Below are 24,561 nucleotides of genomic sequence, written 5' to 3'. Positions count from 1 at the left end.
AAAGGTTACTTTGTTCCCTTGTGAAGGTTTATGGTCAATCCTGATTATTAGGAGAATAGTATTTGGGGGATTAATCTTTTTTGCAAAAAAAATACGCAGGAAAAGTTCCTACGTTTTTCTCTATAAATATATTAAATAGAGTTTTGATATTATTTCAAAACTACTATAAGGAAACGATTATAAATTGTATGTAAGGAATTTATTTTCTTCAACGATATTACTTTATATCAAGACATATTTTACATAAGAGTAGAAATCATTATTTACCGTATTGCCCTTGGTTACGGAAACAATTATACTAGTTGTAATCGGAATAAATAATCTGAATATTCCCAGAATTCAAGATAAGAGTTTTACTACCCGCAAATAGAGGGATAAATTCTATTTTCTACTAAATAAATTAGAAAACGATAATAAAATTAGGAGGATTACGATGCCACAGCTTGATTCATTACATCCCATTGTAGAAAAAATAATTAACAATATTGAAAGATTAATGGTCGGGAAACGAAAAGAAACGATTTTAGCTTTGACAGCTCTCTTAGCTGAAGGTCATGTACTATTGGAAGATGTTCCTGGTGTCGGGAAAACAATTCTAGTACGTGCTCTTTCTAAATCCATTGATGCCGATTACAAGCGAATTCAATTCACACCTGATTTACTGCCGTCAGATGTAACAGGTGTTTCTATTTACAATCCAAAAGAGCTCCAATTTGAGTTCAAGCCTGGGCCAATCATGGGGAATTTTATACTTGCTGATGAAATTAATCGTACATCTCCAAAGACACAATCTGCCTTACTTGAAAGTATGGAAGAAGGCAATATCACAATAGATGGCATTACTAGACCATTACCAAAACCGTTCTTTGTAATGGCTACACAAAATCCGGTCGAATATGAGGGAACATATCCTTTACCAGAAGCTCAACTCGATCGTTTCTTGTTAAAGCTAAGAATGGGATATCCTACACCTGAAGAAGAATTTGAAATTTTAAACCGGATGGAAAAAACAAATCCACTCTCTCATTTACAAGCTATTACTACAATAAAAGAATTACTTTATTTACAACAAAGCATACGGGATATAAGCATGGACAAAGCAATCAAGCATTACATTGTAAAGCTTGTTAGTCAGACTCGTTCTTACAGTTCTATACAGCTAGGTGCAAGTCCACGCGGCTCAATTGCTTTAATGAAAGCTTCACAGGCTTATGCATTCATCCATGGCAGAAATTATGTTATTCCAGACGATGTTAAATTTTTAGCTCCTTACGTTTTAGCACACAGACTCATTCTAAAAATGGAAGCAAGATTTGAAGGAATAACAGGAGAACAAGTTATCGCCAAAATCGTTGCACGAACTACCGTTCCTACTCAAAGAAAGATGAACCTTTGATGAAACGGATACTACGAGTACTATATCATTTTACTAAGTTATCATTCATTCCGTTATGCCTAGTCTTAACATTTGTATACGCTATGCTTCAAGGAGGATTTGTAAGTTGGTTTCTGTTTTATAGTATGATTCCTATTGGCCTCTACTCACTACTACTCCCCTTCTATACTTTACGGGGCGCTGAAGTAAAACGAATAACAAATCAAAACGATTATGTAGCTGGAGAACCATTTGTAAGCACCATTACAATAAAAAGAAAATTTCCTTTCCCCTTACTTTATTTAGTTATAGAAGATGAACTGCCACCACATTTTACAAGTTGTATACAAACAAAGATGAATAAGGTCATACTCTTTCCAGGATTAAAACGAAATATTTCGTTTCAATATACTATTGACACAATCCCTAGAGGAGAGCACGCTTTTTCAAGCGTACGTGTCAAAACTGGTGATCTATTCGGTATGATAGAGAAAGAAGTAACTTTTTCAGTTCCAGATACATTTTTAGTCTATCCTCAGTATGTAGATATAACGTATCGACAATTGGAAAATCATTTCGAACAAGGAGCGCTTTCAGCAAATATAAATTTAGCAAAAGACTCTACAGTCTCTGTCGGTGTCAGAGAATATAAACCTGGTGACCGCTTTTCATGGATTGATTGGAAAGCAACTGCACGAACAAACAATATTATGACGAAAGAGTTTGAACAACAGCGCAGCCATAATATCATGATATTCATGGACAGAACCCCATCTTCTTTATTCGAATCAGTCGTAACGTTTACTGCCTCTATTGTGAGGGCTGTCTTGAAGCAAAATTCACCAGCGTCATTCGTGTCTGTCGGAAAAGAACGAACTTTTTTCCCTTTAGACAATGGAGATACGCAGTTACAACAAATCTTTTGTCATTTAGCGAAAGTACAAGCAGACAGTGTATTCCCGCTCTCCCAGAGTGTAGAAATGGAATTAAGAAAAATTTATGAGCCCGTAACGATTATACTCGTGACAAGCGACCTTTCTCCCGATATTCAAAAGGCGGCCGACTATGCTGCTATTAAAAATAGAAAATTAATGGTGTTTGTCGTGAAAGAAAAAGCGAATCAACTCTCACATCGAGAACTAAGTATTCTAGAAACTCTACAAAAACGAAAAATATTTGTAAATGCGGTTTATGAAAACCGGTATACAAACGTGTTTTTTGAGGTGAGCAAATGATAACATTACGAACAAAATACAAATGGGATATGAGCAGATTCTTCATGCATGTATGTGCACTTCTACTTTTACTAGAATGGCTAAGACCCCTTATAGGTATTACAAACGTAGGTAGATTAGATATTTTTGTAATATTTATAGGAATTTGCTTCACACTCTCTTTTTTTCAAACAAGGTGGCAGATTCCAATAAAGATCGTCACGATCTTATTCATCATTCATTTCTTGTATTATAAAAATGCTTTTATAAATCCATCTTGGCTAACAAAATTTTTTTCTGATATTTCTCGAAATTCCTCCCTGTTATTTCAAGGGAATTTGCTAGATATTTCTCCAGTTTTTCCAACATTTTTATTTTTTCTATCATTTTGGTTTTTGAGTTCTTTCATCTCTTTTTGGATGATTCATAAAAAACGTGGGTTGTTATTTCTTGTATTGACTATTATTTATATCACAACTTTTCATAACTTACATTTATACAATGCAAACTACGCTATCATTCGTACTGTTGTCATCGGCTTTTTTATGCTTAGTCTTCTTCAAATTGAACGAATAAAAGAGATGGAACACTTACAAAATTATGCTAGAGAAATCTCGAAATTACTTAAACCTCTTACACTATTTATTGTATTGTCAGCAACCGTCGCATACTTTGCTCCAAAATTTGGCCCTCAATGGCCAAATCCAATAGATTTTTTAAAATTCAACACATCCGAAGCAAGTAAAGAACAAAAAGTTTCTACAATTGGGTATGGTTTAGATGACTCGCAATTAGGTGGTCCCTTTAAGGCAGATAATACAATTGTTTTTACAGCACAAACGCAAAATAAACAATATTGGAGAGTAGAAACGAAAGATTTTTATACAGGAAAAGGATGGGAAGTTTCTGAGAATCCGAAAAAGGTTTCTTTTAAAAATAAAAACGACGTCGTAAGCTGGTACGAACAAAATACAAAAACGGAGACAACCGAAGCAACAATCACCATGCAAAAAAGTTCTCCTCACCTTACCTATCCAGCGGGATTGATATCAGTTGAGGCTTCTTCTGATGTATCATACAGCGTTGACCCCTTTTCAGAAAAAATTTATACGATGCACGGAGACTCTTCTACTACTTTAAATTCGTATAAAGTAACATATGAGATTCCGGAGTTTCCCATAGAAAACTTGAAAGCTGTAAAAACGAATGAAGGTCATGAAACAAGTTCTTATTTCATGACAAAGTACACACAACTTCCCGAATCATTACCACAGCGAGTAAAAGACTTGGCTGCCAATCTTACAAATGATAAAGACAACCAGTATGATAAAGTATTAGCTATTGAAAAGTACTTCACAGACAACTCTTTTGTATACGAAACAACGAATGTCTTATTTCCTGACAAAAACCAAGATTATGTAGATCAATTCCTTTTCGATACGAAAAGCGGCTACTGTAATAATTTTTCAACATCTATGATTGTGCTACTTCGTTCTGCCGGAATTCCCGCTCGCTGGGTAAAAGGATTTACAGAAGGAACTCCCCAGAATACAAGTGCTAGTGCTGAAGGTGAGAATGTTTATAAAATCGCGAACGATAACGCACACTCTTGGGTCGAAGTATATTTTCCAGGATACGGGTGGATTCCATTCGAACCAACAAAAGGATTTACAAATCCCTATAATTTCACAAATAATACTCCTGCTCCTACTTCACAAAATAGCGAAGAAACTAATTCTCAAAACGCGCAAATGCAAGAGCGGAACAATGAAGCAAAACTCAAAAATTTAATAGAAACTACAGAGGAAGCCTCTACTAAAAAGATTACAAATTCTAAAAATAGGATTTCTTGGTGGTACGTATTCCTCTCTACGATACCGATTAGTATTATAGGATACATTCTCTTCACTACTAGAATGAAATGGATTACATTTTTTATTATTCTTTTCTATAAATACCGAAAAGATGATGCTGTTTATCAAAAAGCTTACAGTGCACTTTTAAAACAATTTGCGAGAATCGGCATACCACGGGATGAAAGTCAAACATTCCGAGAATACGCTCTTCGCATCGATACACTTTACAACTCGGCCGATATGCAACAACTTACTTTCAGCTATGAGAACGCTATGTATCAAAAGGGACAGACCACAGCCGAATGGAAGAAATCCGTACACTTATGGGAATTGCTTATGAAAAAAGCAGCTTCTCCGCCTAAATCAAATGACTTCCATTCAGTGATTTAATCTTGATAATGTGAGTTTAAAGAAAACGCCTCAAAGAACAAAGTAGTTCTTTGAGGCGTTTTTTAATAAAGTGAAACTCCTAGTTATTCCCCAAGTACCTTTTCAATCTCAACCTCTAAATCCACCGGCTTCGTCTGCGGCGCAAAACGCCCTACTACTTTCCCGTCTTTTCCAATTAGAAACTTCGTAAAGTTCCATTTCACTGCTTTCATACCAAGTAAACCTGGTGCTTGTTCTGTCATGTATGTATACAGAGGATGAGCCTTATCACCTTTCACATCAATCTTTGCAAACATCGGAAAGTTTACACCATAGTTTAATTCACAAAAACTAGTAATATCAGCTTCTGTTCCCGGTTCTTGTCCTCCAAATTGATTACAAGGGAAACCTAGTATTTCTAATCCTTGATCTTTATATTTATCATATACTTCTTGTAATCCTTTATATTGCGGTGTAAAACCACATTTGCTAGCTACATTTACAATAAGCAGTGCTTTTCCTTCATAATTTTTTAACGATTTATCTTCTCCTGTTATTGTTTTAGCTGAAAAATCATAAACTGTCATTGTTCCTACCCCTCTCTTCATTATCATTCTATGTTTTTACTATACTACATTCGTGAATATACAGCTCTTATTACGTACTTACACACTGAAATGATAGCGCTTTATTTTTGTTCAAAAATTCGACACAATATACTAGACTTTTATGTTGGAAAGTTTTACAATTGAATTGTGAACAAAATGTGACAGTTTATATTTCCATTATAAAAGAAAAGGATGGTGTTCATTATGAAAACTGCACAACATGAAACGATTTCAAATCGCGAGTTTTATTTCGTACTATATATGATGTTATTGTATGTTACTGGTTGGGTAATCGATGTAAATGGTTTATTCTTAAGCTCCTACTTTAATTTAGCAGGAGAGATTATGCTTCCAATAGTTGGAGGTATTGTCGGACTGTTCGTTATGTCTATAAATAAAGATCAAACGAAATAACTACATTACAAAAAGGCAGAAGACGAGGTTTCGTTTTCTGCCTTTTTGCATTTTTAGCGTATAATAAAAAACATAAAAGTATATAAGGAGTGGTAAAGATGAAAAAAGTAGAACAATTATCTTCTCACCTATATCTTATTGATGATTACGACTTACAACATATTGAACGAACAGGTACGTACGTTTTATTAGGTGACGAAATTACTTTAATTGAAACTTGTGCAGCCCCTTCTCTTCCTTACATTTTAGATGGCTTACAACAATTACATATTGATTTAAAAGATGTAAAAAACATCATTGTTACACATGTTCATTTAGATCATGCAGGCGCAGCTGGGCTAATGATGGAAAAATGCCCAAATGCTACTTTATTTGTGCATTCTCGCGGTGCTCGTCATATGATTGATCCAACAAAACTCATTTTAGGTGCAAAAGCTGTGTACAAAGAAGATTTTGATAAACTTTTTGATCCCATTCTTCCAATTGAAGAAGAACGTGTTCGTATTGTACAACATGGTGATACGTTAAAAATTTCAGAAGACCGTACACTTACATTTTACGATACACCGGGACATGCGAAGCACCATATTAGCATTCATGATTCATTAACAAACGGCATTTTTACTGGCGATACAATAGGAATTTATTATAGAGAACTCGCAGATCTTGATGTAGAACTATATCTACCATCAACGTCTCCTTCACAATTCCAGCCAGATGCGATGATTGCTTCTAAAAATCATATTCAAAGTATGAATGTAGATACTATTTATTTCGGTCATTACGGCGCATCATCCAATGTTACAGAAGTATATAACCAACTTGAACATTGGTTACCTATTTTCGTTGGTACTGGTAAAGAGGTCTTTGAAAAGTATAATGATTTCGATGAAGCGACTAAAGCTTTGCAAACTTTATTAATGGATAAAATCTCTTCTCATCTTACAAAGTTAAACGTTCCATCAAATCATTCCGTTTATAACATTTTACATCTAGATATAGAAATTAGTGCAATGGGCATTATTGATTACTTAACGAAACAAACAAAATCCACAACTAACTAATTGAAAACGAAGATATATACAACGCAGTTTTCGTATATATCTTCGTTCCTTGAATATATTTTTAGTAAAGGATGGTGGAATGGAATGCAAAAAGTGATACTTTACCTCTGCTTTACATTATTTATCATCTTATTATTATTTGTAGGAGTGAAAATTCAATTTTATTTAGAAACAGATGCGCAAGTGAACTTTAACTTTTATCCAAGGTTATTCTACTATACACTCTTCCCTCTTTTGGTCGGCATTTTATTACGATTCCTTCAATCCATTAATCACGAAACAACTAAACACAACTGGGGCTTTCAGCCGGATAAGTTTATCGCTATTACAGTCCCTACAATATTAATTTCCTTTTCTCCTGCTCTACTCTTTTCACCAGTTGGCAAATACCTACCCTATTTAACTAATATTATTCTTGTAAATACAACTTTCGTTACCATTATTAGCTTAATAGCTGGTTACTCACTTTTAGATTGTTTTATCCAAAAGGACAATGCGAATATGAAAAAATATAACTGATGACCAATTTTTAAGTATCGTTAGTTACGGCGGCTTATTTATAATTGCGATATTACTTGTAAAGGTCGCTATATATGCCGTAAGGAAATTTAAATAATAGCAAAACGAGTATGAAATCCCGTAGATTTTATACTCGTTTTTTTATTATTCATATATTTAATATGTAACAGGAATTTTATGTTAAATTAAAGGGAATCGTGAACTAAATCAAAATACCTTTCAAACAAGGGGGACTTATTATGAAATTAGGGACTTTCTCGTTTCTAACGTTTATCGCAAGTATATGTTCTTTCTTTATTTTAAGAGGACCTAATGCGAATTTAACATTAATTATTGTGCTTCTAAGTATTTTTTCATTACTCGGTATTATTTTTGCGATCTCATCAAAGAATTGGCTATTTAAAATAGTTGGTACGGCATTAAATGGGGTAATACTAGTATTTGTATATTTCTTATTGCTAGCAAAAGGAATAGGTGGTTAATATATTTACATTTCAATAAGGAAAGCTCTAAGCTAAAGCTATGAGCTTTTTACTTATCTCACCTTTTCATCTACATACTCCATAAACTGTTCTGCTTTAATAAATTTTTCTTTGTACGCCTCAGGTACTTTGTCTGCTGTTATTCCGCCACTCGATTTCGTTTTTACCAATATGGTTTGATACGCCATTAATGCTTCCATATATTGTTCATACTCTTCAGGAGTTAATACTTCTTTACTAGATTTATGACCATTTAATTTATCAAAATACGGCTGAAGCTCCATTTCTACCTTTTTCAATTCCTCTTTTTTAGCTGGTGATAATTGATCATAATCAATATTACCGTTCGAATCCCCATACTCAAGCTTTGCATTTGTTAATTTCTTTAGTTCTTTTGAAAACTCTTCATATTCCTTTGCACCCATTTCGTCTTTCACTTGTGATAACTTTGCATTAAAACGCATGTATCCTTCTAATGTTATAGCTCCGGCATGCTTCTTTAAATTTTCAAACGACCCGTATATACCATCCGCCATAATAGATTGATAAGCAAAACCAGTTGTCGGAATTAAAAATGCGGCTGCAAGCACCCCAGCGATGAGGCGCTTCTTCTTTTTACTCCCCCCGCTCTTCATTTTTATTTGAACGATTACTTTTTCTTTTAACTCTGGCGGGGCAACAATCCCCTTCGCTTCTTCTTGTATAGATTCTCTAACTCTACAATCTAAACTCATTTCACATTCCCTACCTCTCCTAAAAAGATTTCTTCTATTTGCTCTTTTTGACGTAGTTTCTTTAATGCGGCATGGATTCTAGATTTCACAGTACCGATTGGAATATGTAATATTTGTGCTACTTCCTCTTGTGAGTAATCGTGTAAGTACCTCAAAATAATAACTTGCTTCAATTTATACGGCAATTTATGAATGAGTTCGATTAGTTTTTGATTTGATAGTTTACTTACAACATCGCTAGAAAAATCCATTTGTACTGGTTTTCTTTGCTCTTCTGCTTTTTTTACAATTCGCAGTCGCATCCATCTCTTTCTTCTATAAGAATGAATTTGTTTAATTGCAAGTCCAATTAGCCAAGGACGAAATGGCTTCTCGCTATCATATTTACGAAGCGATTCATATAGCTGTATGTATATTTCCTGAACGATATCATCTACATCCGTTTTATCTTCTATTAAAAAATGTGCTGTCTTATATACTTCTTGAATCGTTTTATCATACAATTCGCTATATGCTTCTTTATTGCCTGATAAAGTTAATTGGATTAAATCTGTATACACCGTTTCATCCTTCATGTACCTTCCCTCCCTTGTCATACACTATATATTGGCAAGTAATTGATATTTCGTTCGATTTTTTCAATTTTTTTATATACATTAATATAATAATCCAATGAGTTCATAAGCTTCACTTATAGCCTTGCATAACAATTATATAATTTTCCAATTCCTAATGAAGATTTAAAATAATTTATATAGTCAAATTTAGGAGGATGTATATGAAAGCTATCGTTGTAACTTCATTCGGTGGTCCTGAAGTGTTGAAATATACAGACATGGATATTCCTACAATTTCAGATAATCAAGTTTTAATTCGCGTTGTTGCTACTAGTGTTAATTTTGCCGATATTAAATCACGTTATGGCAAAAAAGGAAACAAAGCCTTACCTTTTATCCCAGGGATAGATGCAGCTGGTATTGTAGAACGCGTAGGTTCTCATGTAAAAAACATTTATCCTGGCCAACGAGTCATTACTTTTCCTCAAAATGGTTCTTACGCTGAATATGTTGTTGCAAATGAAAAGCTTACTTTCGTATTACCTGATGAAGTTGATTTCCAAACTGCAGCCGCTTGCCCTATCGTATCTTTTACAAGCTACAATTTACTTGCAAATGTTGCAAGACTTCAACAAGGTGAATCTGTTCTAATTCATGCAGCTGCTGGAGGAATTGGTACTACCGCGATTCAACTCGCAAAATTATTAGGGGCTAAAAAAGTAATCGGGACTGTCGGAAGTGAAGCAAAAAGAAAAATTGCTTTAGATGCTGGCGCTGATTATGTTATTTGTCATCAAGATGAAGATTTTGTAGAGAGGGTAAATCAGCTTACAAACAGAGAAGGCGTTAATATTGTTTTAGATTCTATTTCTGGTACTGTGTCCGAAAGAAGTTTAGAATGCCTTGCCTATTACGGTCGTCTCGTCCATTTCGGCAATGCTAGCGGAGAAGTTGGTAGTTTTCAAACGAAAGATTTACACGCAAGTTGCCGTTCTATACTCGGTTTCAGCTTTGGCACTACACGGAAAAAACGTCCTGAATTGCTTCAAGAAACTGCGAATCAAGTTTTCCGTTATTTACGTGATGGAAGGTTGCAAATTAAAGCTACGAAATCTTTTCCTCTTCAAGACGCAGGGAAAGCACATGAATGGGTCGAAAGTAGACAAAGTACAGGGAAAGTAATACTAAACGTTCAGACAGCTCCCTAGAGTGAATACTTGAAATAGAGGTGTTATTCATGGGATCACGAATTATGCATGTTATTATCGCTAACGGTATTGCAGAGAAACTATCTATTCAAGATAAAGCGTCTTTCTTACTTGGAGGTGTAGCCCCTGATGCGGTGCATTCAAAAGAAGAAAAAGGAACCTCACATTTTTACGCTGGCACAACGAAGAACTATACGAGAAGGATAGATTTCAATTCTTTTTTTCATAAATATAAAGTTCATATGGATTCCCCTTTCCTCTTAGGCTATTATACCCACCTGATTGCCGATGATAATTGGCTAAGTGGATTTTTTCTACCTTGGCTAAAAAATAGAATAGAAAATGACAAAACTATCGCTCCTATGTACTATAACGATTTTAAATTGTTGAACGCAAAGTTGCTTCATCATTACGATAAAGGACAACAACTCTTCTCTCTTCTCAATCAAGAGGCTCACATTGTGGATATCGAAGAAGTTTCTAAAGAAAACGTTTTAGCTTTTCGAAAATACCTTTTTGAAGATATGCTATACCCTGAGCAACACTTGCACGAAAACTTACAAGTGTTTTCATTTGATCAAATCGTTGGTTATATTGAGACTGCAATTGAAAAAGGAACATTTTTTATAGAACAACTCGCTAACAAAAAATTCACTTCAAATATTTAATCCCCCTCATTATATACAAGGGGGATTTTTACATAACTATATAATTATTTATTTTTTTCCATAACCGCAAAGTAATTCCCTTCACTATCAGCAAAGTTAAACACTTTACCAGAAGGCATATTTACCATTTCTCCAACAGTAACATTTTTATTTTTTAAATCTGTATATAATTGATCAAGATTTTCTGAGAAGAACATTAAAGACGGTGTACCAAGATTCAATTCTGGGCTCATTTTTGAAATAACTTCTTTATTATGTAATATAATGCTCGTTTCAGCACCGTTAGTTGGAGCAATTTCAATCCATCTCATTCCTTGTTTGTTATCTTCCTCTGCAACTACATGAAACCCTACCTTTTCCGTCCAAAAATTTACTGCCTCATCTTGATTATTTACATATAACATAATTTGTCCGACTTTATGAATCATTTATTTTCCCCCTAATGGTTTTTATATTCTAAGTAGCTTTCTACAGGTGCTCTTATTAATCCTTTATATTTTATACGTGTTTCTTCACGAAATTTATCGACTGACTCATTCCATTCAATGCACATACAAAATTAGAAACTAACACTATTGCCGTTTTTTTTTCGATAAATCGATATCCCCTATAGAATCGTTGATATATTTGAAATTACTATATGACAACTTACAAACAAAAAAGACGTAACTACGCATAGTTACGTCTTTCCGTTCATTTATCTAGGTTTTTTCTTCCCAGTAAATGCTGGTTTCTTTTTCTTTGGTTCTTGTGGTTTCGATTCTACAAATGTTCCTTTGAACATTTCTTGTTTCGTAAACACGATACCCAGTTTTTTCGCAAATTGCAGTAATTTACGTTCTTCTTGTTGTGTTACAAGAGAAACTACTGTTCCTTCTTTCCCCATACGTCCAGTACGTCCTGAACGGTGAATGTATTGGTCTACAGTGTCAGGTAACTCTAAGTGAATTACATGTGTTAAATCATCAATATCTATACCACGTGCTGCAATATCAGTAGCAAGTAGAATTTCTAATTTCCCACCGCGGAATGCACGCATCGTTGCTTCACGCTCTTGCTTGCTTGCCTCTGCATGAAGAGCTGCTGCTTTCATTTTACGGAATTTCAATTTCTGAGTAATTTCATCTAAACGGAATGGGTCATTTAAGAAAGCAACTGCTTTTACATCGCCCATATGCATAATTCTTCTTACGTAATCATTTTTTTCGCGTCGCTCACAAATGATATACGTATGCTCAACTAAGCTTTTTGATTCTGCACGTGTTACACGTACTAATTGTGGTTCAACTGCTAAATCACGTGCTGCATCTTCTGCCGCTTTTGTCATCGTTGCTGAGAAGAATACTAATTGACGATCGCGCATCGTTGATTTAATTACATCCTGTGCAGCGCCCATCATTTTTTGCTTTACAATTTGATCAAACTCATCAAATACAATTGTTTTCACTTCATGCATTTTTAGCTTTTTCATACGAATTAATTCTAAAATACGGCCTGGTGAACCGACAATTACTCTCGGGTGTTTCTTTAATTTTTCAACTTGGCGCTTAATATCTGCACCACCAATTAAAGATGCACCTGAAATTTCAGTTCCTGCTGTAAACTTTTGAACCTCTTCATGAATTTGCATAACAAGTTCACGAGTTGGCGCTAAAATTACAACTTGAGGTTGTTTAACTTCAGGATTAATTTTATGTAAAAGGGGTAATAAGTACGCTAATGTTTTTCCTGTTCCAGTTGGAGATTCAGCTATAACGTCTTGTCCTTCTAAAATAGTTGGAATCGCTTGTTTTTGAATTTCAGTTAATTCTTTAAAACCAGCCTTCTCCCAAGCTTGTTGTAAAAATGGTTGCATATCTTTTATCATTTGTTTTTCTCCTTTATCTCTATTTTTGAAGAAAATGTTGTATTGTTCGCACCGTTTCTATCATGTGTGAAATAACAGCTATTAGATCATCAACATGGTCTTCTGTAATCGCTTTTTGAAATAGAACCTCTACCTTATTATGATATGAAATCGCTTGCTTATTATATTCGTATGAAATTTTCTGCTTAATCATTCTTTCTTTTCCCCATATAGAATGCAATAAATCTTCAATTTCTTGACATCCTATCTCCGGTTGTTCCATTTCGAACGAGAATTCTAACTTCATTTCACACCCTGGTATAAACTGAGGTACTTCTAATATTTCACCTGATAAGTTCTTTGCATCAACAGATAGTGAAAATGTCGCCTCTACCATCGTATTAAATTTTTCTGTTAGTTGAAATGAAATACAATACATACGACTTAATGAAGCAAGGTCCATCAAATCTTTTCGATCTGTTACGAGAATATCACCGTGTAAATCGAAATCATAGACAGCTCCTTCCACAATTACCTTTAAATTTTCAAAAGCAGTTGGATCAAACATAATTTCCTCCAAAAAACAGGCGCCTTTCTATGGAAAGGCGCCACTTGATGTATATATAGTTTACAGATAAACGAGATGAATTACAACCTTTTAGAATAAACCTACTGCTTTTCCATCTTCATTTACATCCATTTGAAGTGCAGCTGGCTGTTTCGGAAGTCCCGGCATTGTTAACATTGTTCCTGTTAACGCAACGATAAATCCTGCACCGATAGATGGTTTCAATTCACGAATTGTAACGATAAAGTCAGATGGGCGACCTAATTTCGTTGCATCATCAGAAAGAGAGTATTGTGTTTTCGCCATACATATCGGTAGGTTACTCCAGCCTTCTCCTTCATATTGAGCTAATTGCTTACGTGCTTTCGGAGCAAATTCAATATCTTTTGCACCGTACACTTTTTGAGCAATTGTACGAATTTTTTCTTCTAATGGTAATTCTAATTCATAAAGTGGTGCGTAGTTGTTTTCACCTTTTTCAATTTCTTTTAACACTTTCTCAGCAAGGTCAACTCCGCCTTGGCCACCCTTCTCCCAAACCTCCGTTAAGGATACTGCATAGCCACGCTCATTGCACCATTCTTGTAAGTATGTAACTTCTGCATCTGTATCAGTAATGAATTTGTTAATAGCAATTACGAACGGAACACCAAAGCTTTGAATTGTTTCAACATGTTTCTGTAAGTTTTCCATTCCTTTTGCTAATGCATCTACATTTTCTTCTTTTAATTGATCTTTTGCTACACCGCCATGCATTTTAAGCGCACGAATAGTCGCAACAATAACAACTGCTTCTGGTTTAATGCCAGCTGCACGAGCTTTAATGTCTAAAAACTTCTCAGCACCTAAATCCGCACCGAATCCAGCTTCTGTAATAACATAATCACCTAATTTTGCTGCCATTGTCGTAGCGATAACACTGTTACAACCGTGAGCGATATTCGCAAATGGTCCGCCATGAATGATAGCTGGTGTATTTTCTAATGTTTGTACTAAGTTCGGTTTTAATGCGTCTTTTAATAATAATGTTAACGCACCTTCTACACCTAAATCTTTTACTGTTACTGGTTGATTTGCAAAATTATAAGCGACAACAATGCGAGATAGACGCGCTTTTAAATCTTGAATATCTGTTGCAAGGCAGAATACGGCCATAATTTCAGATGCTACTGTAATATCAAAACCGTCTTCACGTGGTACACCTTGAACCGGTCCACCAAGGCCAATTACTACGTTACGAAGGGCACGATCATTTAAGTCAACACAGCGTTTCCAAACGATTTTACGCGTATCAATCCCAAGTACGTTTCCTTGTTGGATATGATTATCAATAAACGCCGCTAACGCGTTATTGGCAGTTGTGATCGCATGAATATCTCCAGTAAAGTGAAGGTTAATGTCTTCCATTGGTACAACCTGTGAAAAACCGCCACCTGCTGCTCCGCCTTTTAATCCCATTGTTGGTCCAAGAGATGGTTCGCGAAGTGCAATTACTGTTTTCTTACCAATTTTATTAAAAGCTTGACCTAAACCAACTGTTACTGTTGATTTACCTTCTCCTGCTGGAGTTGGGTTAATCGCTGTTACTAAAACAACTTTACCGTCTTTCTCATCTTGTAAACGCTTAAAAATATCAAGAGATAACTTGCCTTTATAATGTCCGTATGGCTCTAGTTCTTCTTCTAAAATATTTAAATTAGCTGCAATTTCTTGAATCTTCTTCATACTTGCTTCTTGTGCGATTTCAATATCAGATTTAACTGTTGTAGTAGTTGTCATATACCCTAGTCCCCCTTTAATTGGTTCTGATGATATTGTATCAGTTTTTTGTATTTTCTGCACTTATTTACCTCCTAAAAATTCTTTGATTTCGTTATACATTTTTTAACATAAATACCCATAAGAATGTTAACGATTGTTGTAACTCTGTAGGTAGTTGACCTAACATCTTCTCATTTACTCCGCGCTTATATACGCCGGTGCCATCTACAACTTCAAAACCTTGTTCTTTCGCTAACTGTTCAAATTCCCAAGGCATCATTGTATTGCAAACAACATCTTTGCCGTATAAGCGCGGATAACTATTCTCTCTCGGTTTTGCTGTCGGTCCTAAAATTGCAATACATGCGTATCCATCTTTCTTTAAAACACGTTTTATTTCATTTAATGCTTGTAATGGCTCCTCAGTCCATTCTAAAGAATTAATTGCCATTATTGCTTCAAATTGCTCATTTTCAAATGGTAATGCAGAAAGATCACCTTTTATAAAAGATAAATTTGAGCCCTCTCCGCGTTCCTTACCCTTTTGAATCATCACTTCCGATAAGTCCACTCCAACTGCTTTATACCCAGTAATACTTAATTTATATGTACCATACCCATCACCACAGCCAACATCTAACACTTGTGCTTCTTTTTCCACGTACTGCTCAAAAAATGGAATGATTGTACTCCTGCTCCCGCTATCCCACATTTCTTGACTATTTTGATTCCAAAACTCTGCATTGTTATCCCATTTTTTCTCTGCCGATTCATGCCAATTAAACTTCGCCATACATTCCCCTACCTTCAGTTATTATCATTCATTTCATTCTACATCATTTTCCAAAATTCCTGTTTATCTTCATAAGGAGATAAAGTGAAACTTTAATTAGTGGGGATTTTGTTCGTCCCAACTGATTATTAGCCCTCACCAATCGGGCTTTTACGGGCAACCCGGTTCCCACCTTACTTCTTTACTCCAGCCGAATTTTGAGGTGGGATCCTTACTGCACGGCAAATAGCGGGATGTACAGAATAACAACGGAATCTATTTTCTCCAATTTTTGCTTTACTTGGGTTTAACTCATACTCATGTTCTTTTCCTTATGAAAGATACTATAGATACACCCAATTGAAAGAGAGGGATGTACATGCGAAGAAAGAGAAATCATCATTTTAAAAGTGGTGAAAAAAACGAAGAGTATGCAGCTGAAATATCACCAGCTGGTATTCCGATAAGACATGAGCGCAAAGAAATTGCAAATGAAATAGAAGGTACAAATACCGGAGCAATGATAGGCTATGTCGCATTATTTCTTTCGTTATTCTCCATTGCTTTTTATCCTGTTACACTCGGCTCCCTTGCGATTTTAGTCGGCTTATTAGCTGTCAACTTTGGAGCGAGAACACTTGGATATACCGCAATTGGTTTTGGCAGTTTTTCTGTTTTATTCACTTTACTATATCCGCTTGCTTTATCAGCGTTTTAAAAAAAACACACCAAGTTATACTTGGTGTGTTCATTCATGATACAACATGATATGACCGCATCCACAACAATGCTTGGCTGTAATTTCTTGAAAGACTGGATAATTTTCTTCGTCCCTTTGTTCAATAAACACCTTTTCAAATCGGTACATGTTTGGTGCATATGCCCAATCTTGTTTCGTACGTGCATATAATGTTGAAGAAAAAAACTCCTCACCACCACAAACGATACATTCCTTCTTCATTAATACCCCTCCTATGCTTGTCTTACTTCATCTATATGAACATAAGCATAAAAAAAAGACCTTCTATTACTAGAAAGTCTTCTCTGAAACAAAAAGAAATGTACCAAACATCCCTACTCCGCTATATTCTTTTGTAACACCAGCTTCTGTTTTATACGTTTGCTTTACAGTCATAAAGAAAACACCATTTCGCGCATCAATACTTTCAAACTGTAATTTTTCTTTTTTTTCATCTACATTTTGCGTGCATTCAAAGCTATTCTCGTCACATTTCAATGCATACTTATCCTCTAAATACAACTTGAAATCTGATTCTTTCGGACAAGTTATAAGTAATATCGCCACGAGAATAATACTTACCATACCCACAATTGTATAATATTTCTTCATTTGTTCTCCTTTCAAAAGACAAGAAAACTTGACTTCATGCGCCAAGTTTTCTTAGTCTACTACCCATTGCCACTCTTGTTCTTTCTTATCAAAAATGAGCCAACCTGTTTCTGTTGCGTCCGCTTTCAATTCATCGATATTATCTAGTACCTCATCCGTACTTTCGAATGATCCTACTACATATACCGGAATTTCAAGACCTCTCCTTGACTCAATTTTCCCCGCTAAATCAATGTATAACCCATCTTCCATTAACGGAACAAGCCCAAGGATAACTTCCTTTGAAATTGCTGGGAAAATTTTTGATTTTTGGAAGAAAGTAAAACGTTTCTTTCCAAACGAACCGAGTTTATATGGAATTACTTTACTTAGCATTCCTACAAAATCACCGATTCTACGGTAATACACTTTGTTGTACCAACCGTCATCATGTGAAAAATAAACGAATCTATTTTTCAGTAACGGGAAGAACGTTCTTCCAAGTGGTTCTTTTTTGTGAGCCAAATATAATAATTCTGCAATTTCTTTTGGCTCTAACTCATCTAAATCGCTTGCATCATCAAAATCTACCCAACAAAATTCATCAAATTCATCAATCTCTGCTTGAATGAGTTTATGTATGTTTTCTTCCTCGACATATTCAAATAAAGTATGATAATGAAAATCTGTCCACTCAAAATTATGCTTTAAAAGTAATACTTGATGAAGCGGTGAAGGGATGTTACTTGCAAACTCTTTAAACGTAATTCCAGATGTAATAAAACAATGACCCCGACGATTACCATTAATATATATCATATTGTTTACTTGGTCAGATCCTCCAGACAAAGCACCTAGCCACCTTCGTTTTATATGTTTCAATTCTATAGCATATTTTAACATGAAAAATTTTAGAAACATAGAAAAAACTTCAAAAACTATTTACAATTTCATGTGTTTTATTACATACTGATTACAAGAAAAAACGCCTGCTCATAAGCAGGCGTTTTTAAAGGATGTCATCTGGGTTTTGAGGGTGATGATTTTCCTCTTTCTTTTCTTCTTTTTGGAACATCGATTGGATTTTATCGATTGTTTGTGGAGCTAATTCAATCATTTTTTCCGCTAAATGTGTCGCATTTTGTAAATGAAGAATATTTACCCCGTCTTTATTCACAACTAGAAATGCTACCGGTGTAATTGAAACTCCACCCGCGCTACCGCCACCAAATGCAGGGTTACCACTCGCTCTTTGTCCATCATTCGTCTGGAAATCAGAACCTCCTGCTCCAAAACCGAACGCTACTTTAGAAACCGTTAACACTACACCACCGTCAGCCGTTTGAACAGGCTCTCCAACAATCGTATTTACATCGACCATTTCCTTCAAATTTTCCATTGCTGCTTTCATTAATCCTTGAATTGGATGATCCACCGTTCATAACCTCCTTTGTCATATCTTTCCTAGTTTTTCCGAAACTTTGTGAACTAAACATAAAATTTTATATTGATTTCAAAAATTAAAAGTTGTAATATTTAGAAAAAATAAAAAAGAGGTCGATTCGTTATGATGCGAAAATTAACAAAGAAAGACCATGAACAAGTATTCTCTTTTCTAAAAGAAGAAGCAGCCCTTAACCTGTTTATTATTGGAGATATAGAAGCTTTCGGTTACGAAACAGACTTTCAAGAATTATGGGGAGCATTCGAAGAGAATGGAACATTAAAATCGATTTTACTTCGCTTTCACGATACATTTATACCGTATAGTAAAGATGAGTTTGTGGTTACTTACTATGAGGCACTTCTTTCCGCATATAAGCCGCTTAAACTCTCTGGCAAGTCGACTATTGTAGAAAGATTTGAAACTGCTCCAAGTGTACAACTAGGTACCAAAAATGAAATGTATTTTTGCGAATGTCTAGATGACAACAACTTACCTAGCACACCAATTCATGAAACAATTAAACTTGCCTCACTCGATGATATAGAACGAATTATGAAATTACGAAAGAACATCGCTGAATTCCCGACTGCTAATGAATCAGAAAAAATTTTAAGGCAAGCTATCGAAACAAATACAGGACGTACATACTATATTGAAAAAGACGGTGCAATCATCGCATCCGCCTCTACATCCGCTGAAAATTCATTATCGGCTATGGTTGTTGGAGTCTGTACACATCCGAATCATCGCGGGAATGGATATGCTTCGTTCATATTACAGAAAATGATCCAAGACTTTACGAAAGAAGGCCGAACGCTTTGCTTATTTTATAACAATCCAACTGCCGGACGAATTTATAAGCGATTAGGATTTAAAGATATTGGGATGTGGACGATGTATCGATAATAAAAAGCCGATTTGAAATCGGCTTTTATACATATTCTGCCATTCCAGCTTGAAAGGCTTTTTTATCATTATTCAGGACACCAAATAATGCTTCTTGAAGAGCAAATGTACTTTTGTAAAAATACATTCGTTCCTTTACTGCTTCTAAATTAGGATAATGAACCGAAAAGAGTTGTAAAAACTCCTCTCCATAACTAGCTAATATCCCCGCAAAGTCATAAGCAGGATCTCCCATGCTCGCACCACCAAAATCTATAACTCCTGAAATATCCCGCTTTGTTGCACTATATAAAATGTTTGTCATGCCAAAATCCCCATGAACAAGACTAGGGGTAAAGTTAAAATGACTAGATTCATTTAAATATAACTCAAACGATTTTGAAATCTCTTTTCTCACTTCATTTCTCATGAATGGATAAACATGTTCTTGTAATTTACTATATAAACTATTTATTTCTGAATACGTATCAGTACCATCATATTGCATAATACCTTCAAATATAGATAATGGAATTTCGTGTAACTCTTTTAAAAATCCTGCTAATGTGCACGCAAGTTTCTGTATTTGTTTTTCATCATTTATTTCTGTAAAAATGTCTTTCCAAAACGGTTCTCCCTCAATCATTTCATATCCTGTAAATACTTTCCCTGGCACTTCATCTTGAAATCTTTGATAACATGGATTGGGAATATGGAGCGTAATGAAGGGTCTTATTTTCTCTAACAGCTTTGTTTCTACTCGAAGTTTCTGAATACCTTTTTCATATTTCGGAAAACGAAATACTATATTATCATTTACAATTAATACATCATTATTTTGACCTATTTCATTTACATAAACCGATTTTATTTGTAATTGAGGATACATCCTTTGTAAATACGCAACATACTCGTTTTCTTTTCTCATTCTCTCTCTTCTCCCGTTCAGGCTATTGTACTTACTTCAAAGTCATAATTACTTGTCTTTCAACAAACCCTAATTCTTCGTACATCTCTTTTGCAAAATTCCCAGCAAATACATTCAAACGAATTTCGGAATACTTCTCCTTCAATTCCTTAATGCCAGCCTCCATCAATTCTCGCGATAATCCTCTCCCGCGATATTCTGGGAATACGTACAGCTCATATATAAATCCAAGTTTTTCACGAGAAAAATAGTCTGCATTTTCCCCTATTAATATCCATCCCATTACTTTATTTTCTTCTTTAATGACTAAATAATATGCCCCTTTTTCTATTATTGGCTTTGTAATTTCAATCGCTTTCTCTTTACTTAACTGACAGTTCCCTCTCGTCCCTTCAAAAAGCGCTTGAGCTGCATAATGTAATATTTCTTTTGTATCTTCTCGATTCGCCTTTACTATCATTTTTCACAACTCCCATCACTAATAGGCATTAATATCGCTTGTTCAAGATTCTCCGACTCCATAACAATTGCCATCAATCCCTTTTCTGTACTTGTTTCATGTAACTCACCCTTCTCCCATAACACAGCTTGTCCCGCTTCCACCTTTACCTTTACTTTATCTGCCCCGCATACATACCCTTCTCCGTCCACAATAAGAAGCAGTTGAGATACAACTGCTTCATGATATCCGATAGTTCCATTCTCTTGTAAATGCATGGCACCGATATGTATATTCCCTTGATGATTTAATATTTTTGCCATTATGAAATTAGATTGAAATGCTGATATGTACTTCCCAACCTCTACACTAAAATCAAATATTTTCATTCCTACTCCTCCCTATATGTATAAAACCATCCTTACTGTCTGCATCAAATGTCCTTCAAAATCTTCTTCAAATTGCTCTAAAGCTGCAAAACCTTTCGCTTCATAAAAGCGCTTTCCTTTTTCATTTGCTGCTTCTACATGTATGTACAGTTTCCGAATCCCTTTTAGTCCCTTAATCCCTCTTTTTAACAAAGCACTTCCTATCCCTTTTCCTTGCTGATCTGGTAACAAATAAATCGCACCTAATTCTGCTTCATTTTGCAGTCTAACAGGTGAAAAATTCGCAAATCCAATTACTTCTCCCTCTTCTTCTGCAACGAATAAATGTGTATTTTTAAGACGATATTTCATTTTTTCATCAGAGTAGGCTTCATCTAAAAAACTATCTTGAATCTCTCTCGGAATAATTCCTTCGTAAGTATCATGCCAAGCTATTTTTGCTACGTTTTGTACAGCATGAATATCTTCTTGCTTCATTTCTCTAATTACATATGTCATCTCGATGTCTCCATTCTCTTTAAATTATATTCTGCTAATATACTAGAAGAAATGGCAAAACCATTTTCATAATTTACCTTAATTAATTTTAACTTTTCAATTGAAGCTCTTGTTATTTCGAACTTTTCATATAAATACTCTATTGCACCTAAAAACTGATTTACATTTAACTGATTTGCAATTGTGCAATGTGGGACCCACCTCCCTGGTACGTAATAGGACTTTTGATTATCATGAAAAGTTTTGAAATAATCATGATAAGAATGATGAAGTCTTAATAATTCATCAGTAATGTTTGGTGCTAGAAAGATCGTTCCGTTAGTAAGAAAAGTTCCAACAGAAGGAAAAGTTACAGTGGAGATGTTCTCTTGAAAAACTACAAACTCCTCTAATCTTTTCGTATATAAATTAACATCTAACTCTTTATAATCAGCCAATGTTATATGTGGTTCTACTCCGGCTAGTTCATTTGTTTCAATTATATTCGTTAATTCATTTTGCAATTCTCTAACTTTATTAGTAAACACACAATCAAATGTAGCAATAATAGCGTACACGCTTCCTCATCCCTTCGTTGCACATAGCACTTCCCACTCTTCACGAATCATTCCCATTCGAATAGAATCATAGTATGTTCCGTTATAATATCGGCATTTTCGCATTCTACCTTCTAAGCTCATTCCTATTTTCTCCGCTACTTTCATCATTCTTTCATTGCCAGACCAAGTTGTAAGTCCTACTCTACCAATCTCCATATTTTTAAATAGTAAGTCCCTATATAATGTTAATGCTTCTGTACCGTAGCCACCATTCCAGTATGCTGGGTCATAAATTACGATTCCCATTTCTAACCAACGCGTCGGTTTATGTTCCCAATAAAAACCTACTGTCCCAATGATTTGGCCTTCATGTTCGACAATTAAATTCGATAGCGGTTCTTCTTTTAAACGTTTTTGTGAATTTTCTTTATATGGCGTGTATTCTTGCATTGATATTGGAAAATACGGTGCATCCCATTTTTTCCACTCTGGATTTTCTTCTTTAAATATGAGGCTCCATAATGTTTTTATATCTGATTCTTCAATTGTACGAATTGTAACTTTGTTCCCCTTTAATATAACGTTTTGCATAATTTCCTCCTACATCTCTCTTTATTTCATATATAATTATAATATTTTTTCTGAAAAATCAAAACAAAACTCCACTCTATATTGTATAATTTTGTTATAAGATGCGAATTATTTATGTAAATTAGCCAAATTTTTCGAGTTTAATTTAGAAACGGAACTTCGGAAAAAGTTAGATGAAGTACGAATTCGTAACATAGTTAATAAAAATAGGAGGTTATATCCCCCCCATTTTAGCTAAATATTGTATTCCCCTTCTTTTTTACCTCAAGTAGAATCCCTTTCTCTATCCAGCCTTCTACACCATCTTTTTTAATTAAATCATATCCCATGCAACTGCCATCAATTAAAGAAACTGTATCCCCTTTTCTAATACTGATTTGCGCACAAGAAATATCCGTTTTCACTGTATACTCACCTGATTCAAGTTGCTTTATATACTCGTTTTTCACATGAAGTAATTCATTTGTTCCTAGTTGTTTACATACTGTAAAACCTTTCATTCTCTCCACTGGTTCTATGTAATAATGCGGATATGTAACCCCGCCCTGCATTACTGAATTCGCATTAAAATCAGCCAATACTTCATACTGCGGAAAATGATCTACATACGTATAAGAAAACATATCACCTGAAGTTGTCCTCTGAATAATAAATGCATTTAATTGCCCTGCTTCTTTAATCGCATTACCACCATCAATCGCAATAATTTTTTTCTCTTTATCAATAACTGGATTGTTAGACGGCGCCTCATCGGAATAGTTCACAACAGGCCAATGTCCTACAATTACGTACTTATCCGCTCTGTGTGACTTATAAAAAAACTCTGGCATTGCAATTGCATTTTTCCTGTCTGTTCGTTTCCAATCCTCTCTATCTTCAAGGCCAGCATGTACAAAGATATACTCCTCAGTTTCAATAGCAGTTGGCAATTCTGTTAGCCACTTTATTTCTTTTGAAAAATGGCTCATCAATATGTTTTTCACTTCACGAATATCACTTTCTTCATTAACTGTAATGTTCAATTGCCCTATCCATTCATTAAAAATTGTATTTTTTCGCGTACATAAATAATTTATTAGCGCAGGATTTTCATTTACAAGCGCTTCAACTACAACTTCACAATTCCCTTCAACTACATAAACATTCGGCTTGCTAACTACTAAATCCATCACATAGTTTACGACGCCAATGCTATCGTTCCCCTTCTCACAAAGGTCGCCATTTATAATTAAATAATCATCATCTTTAAAATTAACTTTATGTAATAATTCCTTTAAAAGATTTAATTCGCCATGAATATCAGATATTACGATAACTCTTACACCTTTTGGAATTAATAGTTTCTGAATTTTTTCCAAGTATAAACTCCCCTAACCTTCTTTTAATTCAATATTATCGTCTCAATTATAAAGAAACTATTCGACAAAATAAGTAATTAACCCTCCTCATTCTTCAATTCTAAATTAAAAGGGGTTCCATATGTTCTCACACATAGAACCC

Annotated in this window: 30 protein-coding genes; 11 read left to right on the top strand and 19 right to left on the bottom strand. The window is 34.8% G+C overall.

Translation table 11 applies throughout. The annotated features are described in order from the left end of the window. Positions 1-433: 433 nt before the first annotated feature. From LUS72_RS10375 to LUS72_RS10365, 3 genes are read left to right on the top strand one after another with little or no spacing between them, the layout of a single operon-like run. The gene (locus LUS72_RS10375; RefSeq protein ID WP_097829649.1) at positions 434-1,396 is read left to right on the top strand and encodes an AAA family ATPase; all 963 of its coding nucleotides are present in this window, start codon (positions 434-436) and stop codon (positions 1,394-1,396) included. Next, on the top strand, positions 1,396-2,610 hold the full coding sequence (locus LUS72_RS10370) for a DUF58 domain-containing protein (RefSeq protein ID WP_097829650.1): 1,215 nt from the start codon (positions 1,396-1,398) through the stop codon (positions 2,608-2,610). The genes LUS72_RS10375 and LUS72_RS10370 overlap by 1 nt, the downstream gene beginning before the upstream one ends. After that, positions 2,607-4,835, top strand: coding sequence for a transglutaminase TgpA family protein (locus LUS72_RS10365; protein ID WP_097829651.1), 2,229 nt, complete (start codon positions 2,607-2,609; stop codon positions 4,833-4,835). Before LUS72_RS10370 ends, LUS72_RS10365 begins: the two co-directional genes overlap by 4 nt. A gap of 83 nt (positions 4,836-4,918) precedes the next feature. On the opposite strand, the gene bsaA is transcribed toward LUS72_RS10365, so the two are convergent. Further along, complete coding sequence (gene bsaA / locus LUS72_RS10360; RefSeq protein ID WP_097829652.1) at positions 4,919-5,401, bottom strand: glutathione peroxidase; 483 nt, start codon at positions 5,399-5,401, stop codon at positions 4,919-4,921. Positions 5,402-5,626: 225 nt separating this feature from the next. Between bsaA and LUS72_RS10355 the strand changes: the two genes are divergently transcribed. The 4 genes from LUS72_RS10355 (at position 5,627) to LUS72_RS10340 (ending at position 7,901) form a co-directional block, all read left to right on the top strand. Further along, positions 5,627-5,836, top strand: coding sequence for a DUF3925 domain-containing protein (locus tag LUS72_RS10355; RefSeq protein ID WP_097829653.1), 210 nt, complete (start codon positions 5,627-5,629; stop codon positions 5,834-5,836). A 98-nt stretch (positions 5,837-5,934) separates the two neighbouring features. Then, positions 5,935-6,900, top strand: coding sequence for an MBL fold metallo-hydrolase (locus tag LUS72_RS10350; RefSeq protein WP_097829654.1), 966 nt, complete (start codon positions 5,935-5,937; stop codon positions 6,898-6,900). Positions 6,901-6,984: 84 nt separating this feature from the next. Next, positions 6,985-7,419, top strand: coding sequence for a hypothetical protein (locus tag LUS72_RS10345; protein WP_264448890.1), 435 nt, complete (start codon positions 6,985-6,987; stop codon positions 7,417-7,419). A gap of 239 nt (positions 7,420-7,658) precedes the next feature. Continuing rightward, on the top strand, positions 7,659-7,901 hold the full coding sequence (locus tag LUS72_RS10340) for a hypothetical protein (RefSeq protein WP_097829656.1): 243 nt from the start codon (positions 7,659-7,661) through the stop codon (positions 7,899-7,901). A 53-nt stretch (positions 7,902-7,954) separates the two neighbouring features. Here LUS72_RS10340 and LUS72_RS10335 read toward each other — a convergent pair whose 3' ends face one another. Further along, on the bottom strand, positions 7,955-8,635 hold the full coding sequence (locus LUS72_RS10335) for a DUF3600 domain-containing protein (RefSeq protein ID WP_264448889.1): 681 nt from the start codon (positions 8,633-8,635) through the stop codon (positions 7,955-7,957). Further along, on the bottom strand, positions 8,632-9,210 hold the full coding sequence (locus LUS72_RS10330) for a sigma-70 family RNA polymerase sigma factor (protein WP_097829658.1): 579 nt from the start codon (positions 9,208-9,210) through the stop codon (positions 8,632-8,634). The genes LUS72_RS10335 and LUS72_RS10330 overlap by 4 nt, the downstream gene beginning before the upstream one ends. A gap of 203 nt (positions 9,211-9,413) precedes the next feature. On the opposite strand from LUS72_RS10330, the gene LUS72_RS10325 reads away from it, so the two are divergent. After that, complete coding sequence (locus tag LUS72_RS10325) at positions 9,414-10,400, top strand: quinone oxidoreductase family protein (RefSeq protein WP_097829659.1); 987 nt, start codon at positions 9,414-9,416, stop codon at positions 10,398-10,400. Between the two features lie 29 nt (positions 10,401-10,429). Then, a complete protein-coding gene (locus tag LUS72_RS10320; RefSeq protein ID WP_097829660.1) occupies positions 10,430-11,068 on the top strand; it encodes a zinc dependent phospholipase C family protein in 639 nt (212 codons plus the stop codon). 44 nt (positions 11,069-11,112) lie between these two features. Here LUS72_RS10320 and LUS72_RS10315 read toward each other — a convergent pair whose 3' ends face one another. From LUS72_RS10315 to LUS72_RS10295, 5 genes are all read right to left on the bottom strand, one after another. Next, the gene (locus LUS72_RS10315; protein WP_097829661.1) at positions 11,113-11,496 is read right to left on the bottom strand and encodes a VOC family protein; all 384 of its coding nucleotides are present in this window, start codon (positions 11,494-11,496) and stop codon (positions 11,113-11,115) included. A gap of 269 nt (positions 11,497-11,765) precedes the next feature. Then, complete coding sequence (locus LUS72_RS10310) at positions 11,766-12,935, bottom strand: DEAD/DEAH box helicase (RefSeq protein WP_097829662.1); 1,170 nt, start codon at positions 12,933-12,935, stop codon at positions 11,766-11,768. A gap of 19 nt (positions 12,936-12,954) precedes the next feature. Further along, positions 12,955-13,482: a hypothetical protein gene (locus LUS72_RS10305; protein ID WP_264448888.1), complete on the bottom strand. Its 528-nt coding sequence runs from the start codon at positions 13,480-13,482 to the stop codon at positions 12,955-12,957. A 90-nt stretch (positions 13,483-13,572) separates the two neighbouring features. After that, entirely contained in the window at positions 13,573-15,261 is a 1,689-nt protein-coding gene (locus LUS72_RS10300; RefSeq protein WP_097829801.1) for a formate--tetrahydrofolate ligase, read from the bottom strand. Between the two features lie 94 nt (positions 15,262-15,355). After that, on the bottom strand, positions 15,356-16,036 hold the full coding sequence (locus LUS72_RS10295) for a class I SAM-dependent methyltransferase (RefSeq protein WP_141533540.1): 681 nt from the start codon (positions 16,034-16,036) through the stop codon (positions 15,356-15,358). Positions 16,037-16,394: 358 nt separating this feature from the next. Here LUS72_RS10295 and LUS72_RS10290 point away from each other — a divergent pair, with 358 nt between their 5' ends. Next, positions 16,395-16,733, top strand: a complete 339-nt coding sequence (locus LUS72_RS10290; RefSeq protein WP_001253195.1) for a hypothetical protein — start codon at positions 16,395-16,397, stop codon at positions 16,731-16,733. Between the two features lie 30 nt (positions 16,734-16,763). On the opposite strand, the gene LUS72_RS10285 is transcribed toward LUS72_RS10290, so the two are convergent. The 4 genes from LUS72_RS10285 to ytfJ form a co-directional block, all read right to left on the bottom strand. Further along, positions 16,764-16,976 carry a hypothetical protein gene (locus LUS72_RS10285; protein ID WP_000711203.1) on the bottom strand — a complete coding sequence of 71 codons (213 nt, stop codon included), beginning with the start codon at positions 16,974-16,976 and terminating at the stop codon, positions 16,764-16,766. A gap of 69 nt (positions 16,977-17,045) precedes the next feature. Next, complete coding sequence (locus LUS72_RS10280) at positions 17,046-17,366, bottom strand: hypothetical protein (RefSeq protein ID WP_097829664.1); 321 nt, start codon at positions 17,364-17,366, stop codon at positions 17,046-17,048. A gap of 51 nt (positions 17,367-17,417) precedes the next feature. After that, positions 17,418-18,194: a hypothetical protein gene (locus LUS72_RS10275; RefSeq protein WP_000014098.1), complete on the bottom strand. Its 777-nt coding sequence runs from the start codon at positions 18,192-18,194 to the stop codon at positions 17,418-17,420. A 160-nt stretch (positions 18,195-18,354) separates the two neighbouring features. Next, positions 18,355-18,780, bottom strand: coding sequence for a GerW family sporulation protein (gene ytfJ, locus LUS72_RS10270; RefSeq protein WP_097829665.1), 426 nt, complete (start codon positions 18,778-18,780; stop codon positions 18,355-18,357). Between the two features lie 132 nt (positions 18,781-18,912). Between ytfJ and LUS72_RS10265 the strand changes: the two genes are divergently transcribed. Next, complete coding sequence (locus LUS72_RS10265; protein ID WP_097829666.1) at positions 18,913-19,698, top strand: GNAT family N-acetyltransferase; 786 nt, start codon at positions 18,913-18,915, stop codon at positions 19,696-19,698. 25 nt (positions 19,699-19,723) lie between these two features. Here LUS72_RS10265 and LUS72_RS10260 read toward each other — a convergent pair whose 3' ends face one another. The 7 genes from LUS72_RS10260 to LUS72_RS10230 all read right to left on the bottom strand — a co-directional run bounded on the left by LUS72_RS10260 (position 19,724) and on the right by LUS72_RS10230 (position 24,419). Then, positions 19,724-20,605: a phosphotransferase family protein gene (locus tag LUS72_RS10260; protein ID WP_097829681.1), complete on the bottom strand. Its 882-nt coding sequence runs from the start codon at positions 20,603-20,605 to the stop codon at positions 19,724-19,726. 31 nt (positions 20,606-20,636) lie between these two features. Next, entirely contained in the window at positions 20,637-21,065 is a 429-nt protein-coding gene (locus LUS72_RS10255; RefSeq protein WP_097829682.1) for a GNAT family N-acetyltransferase, read from the bottom strand. Then, positions 21,062-21,433, bottom strand: coding sequence for a cupin domain-containing protein (locus tag LUS72_RS10250; protein WP_097829683.1), 372 nt, complete (start codon positions 21,431-21,433; stop codon positions 21,062-21,064). The genes LUS72_RS10255 and LUS72_RS10250 overlap by 4 nt, the downstream gene beginning before the upstream one ends. Positions 21,434-21,445: 12 nt before the next feature. Continuing rightward, a complete protein-coding gene (locus LUS72_RS10245) occupies positions 21,446-21,931 on the bottom strand; it encodes a GNAT family N-acetyltransferase (RefSeq protein ID WP_097829684.1) in 486 nt (161 codons plus the stop codon). Next, positions 21,928-22,488: a 2'-5' RNA ligase family protein gene (locus LUS72_RS10240; RefSeq protein ID WP_097829685.1), complete on the bottom strand. Its 561-nt coding sequence runs from the start codon at positions 22,486-22,488 to the stop codon at positions 21,928-21,930. The genes LUS72_RS10245 and LUS72_RS10240 overlap by 4 nt, the downstream gene beginning before the upstream one ends. A gap of 6 nt (positions 22,489-22,494) precedes the next feature. Next, complete coding sequence (locus LUS72_RS10235) at positions 22,495-23,061, bottom strand: GNAT family N-acetyltransferase (protein ID WP_097829686.1); 567 nt, start codon at positions 23,059-23,061, stop codon at positions 22,495-22,497. 230 nt (positions 23,062-23,291) lie between these two features. Then, complete coding sequence (locus LUS72_RS10230) at positions 23,292-24,419, bottom strand: metallophosphoesterase (RefSeq protein WP_097829687.1); 1,128 nt, start codon at positions 24,417-24,419, stop codon at positions 23,292-23,294. Positions 24,420-24,561: the final 142 nt, after the last annotated feature.

It is taken from the genome of Bacillus cereus, from assembly GCF_025917685.1.
Classification (GTDB): domain Bacteria; phylum Bacillota; class Bacilli; order Bacillales; family Bacillaceae_G; genus Bacillus_A; species Bacillus_A cereus_AT.
This window is presented reverse-complemented; position numbering and strand designations above follow the sequence as displayed.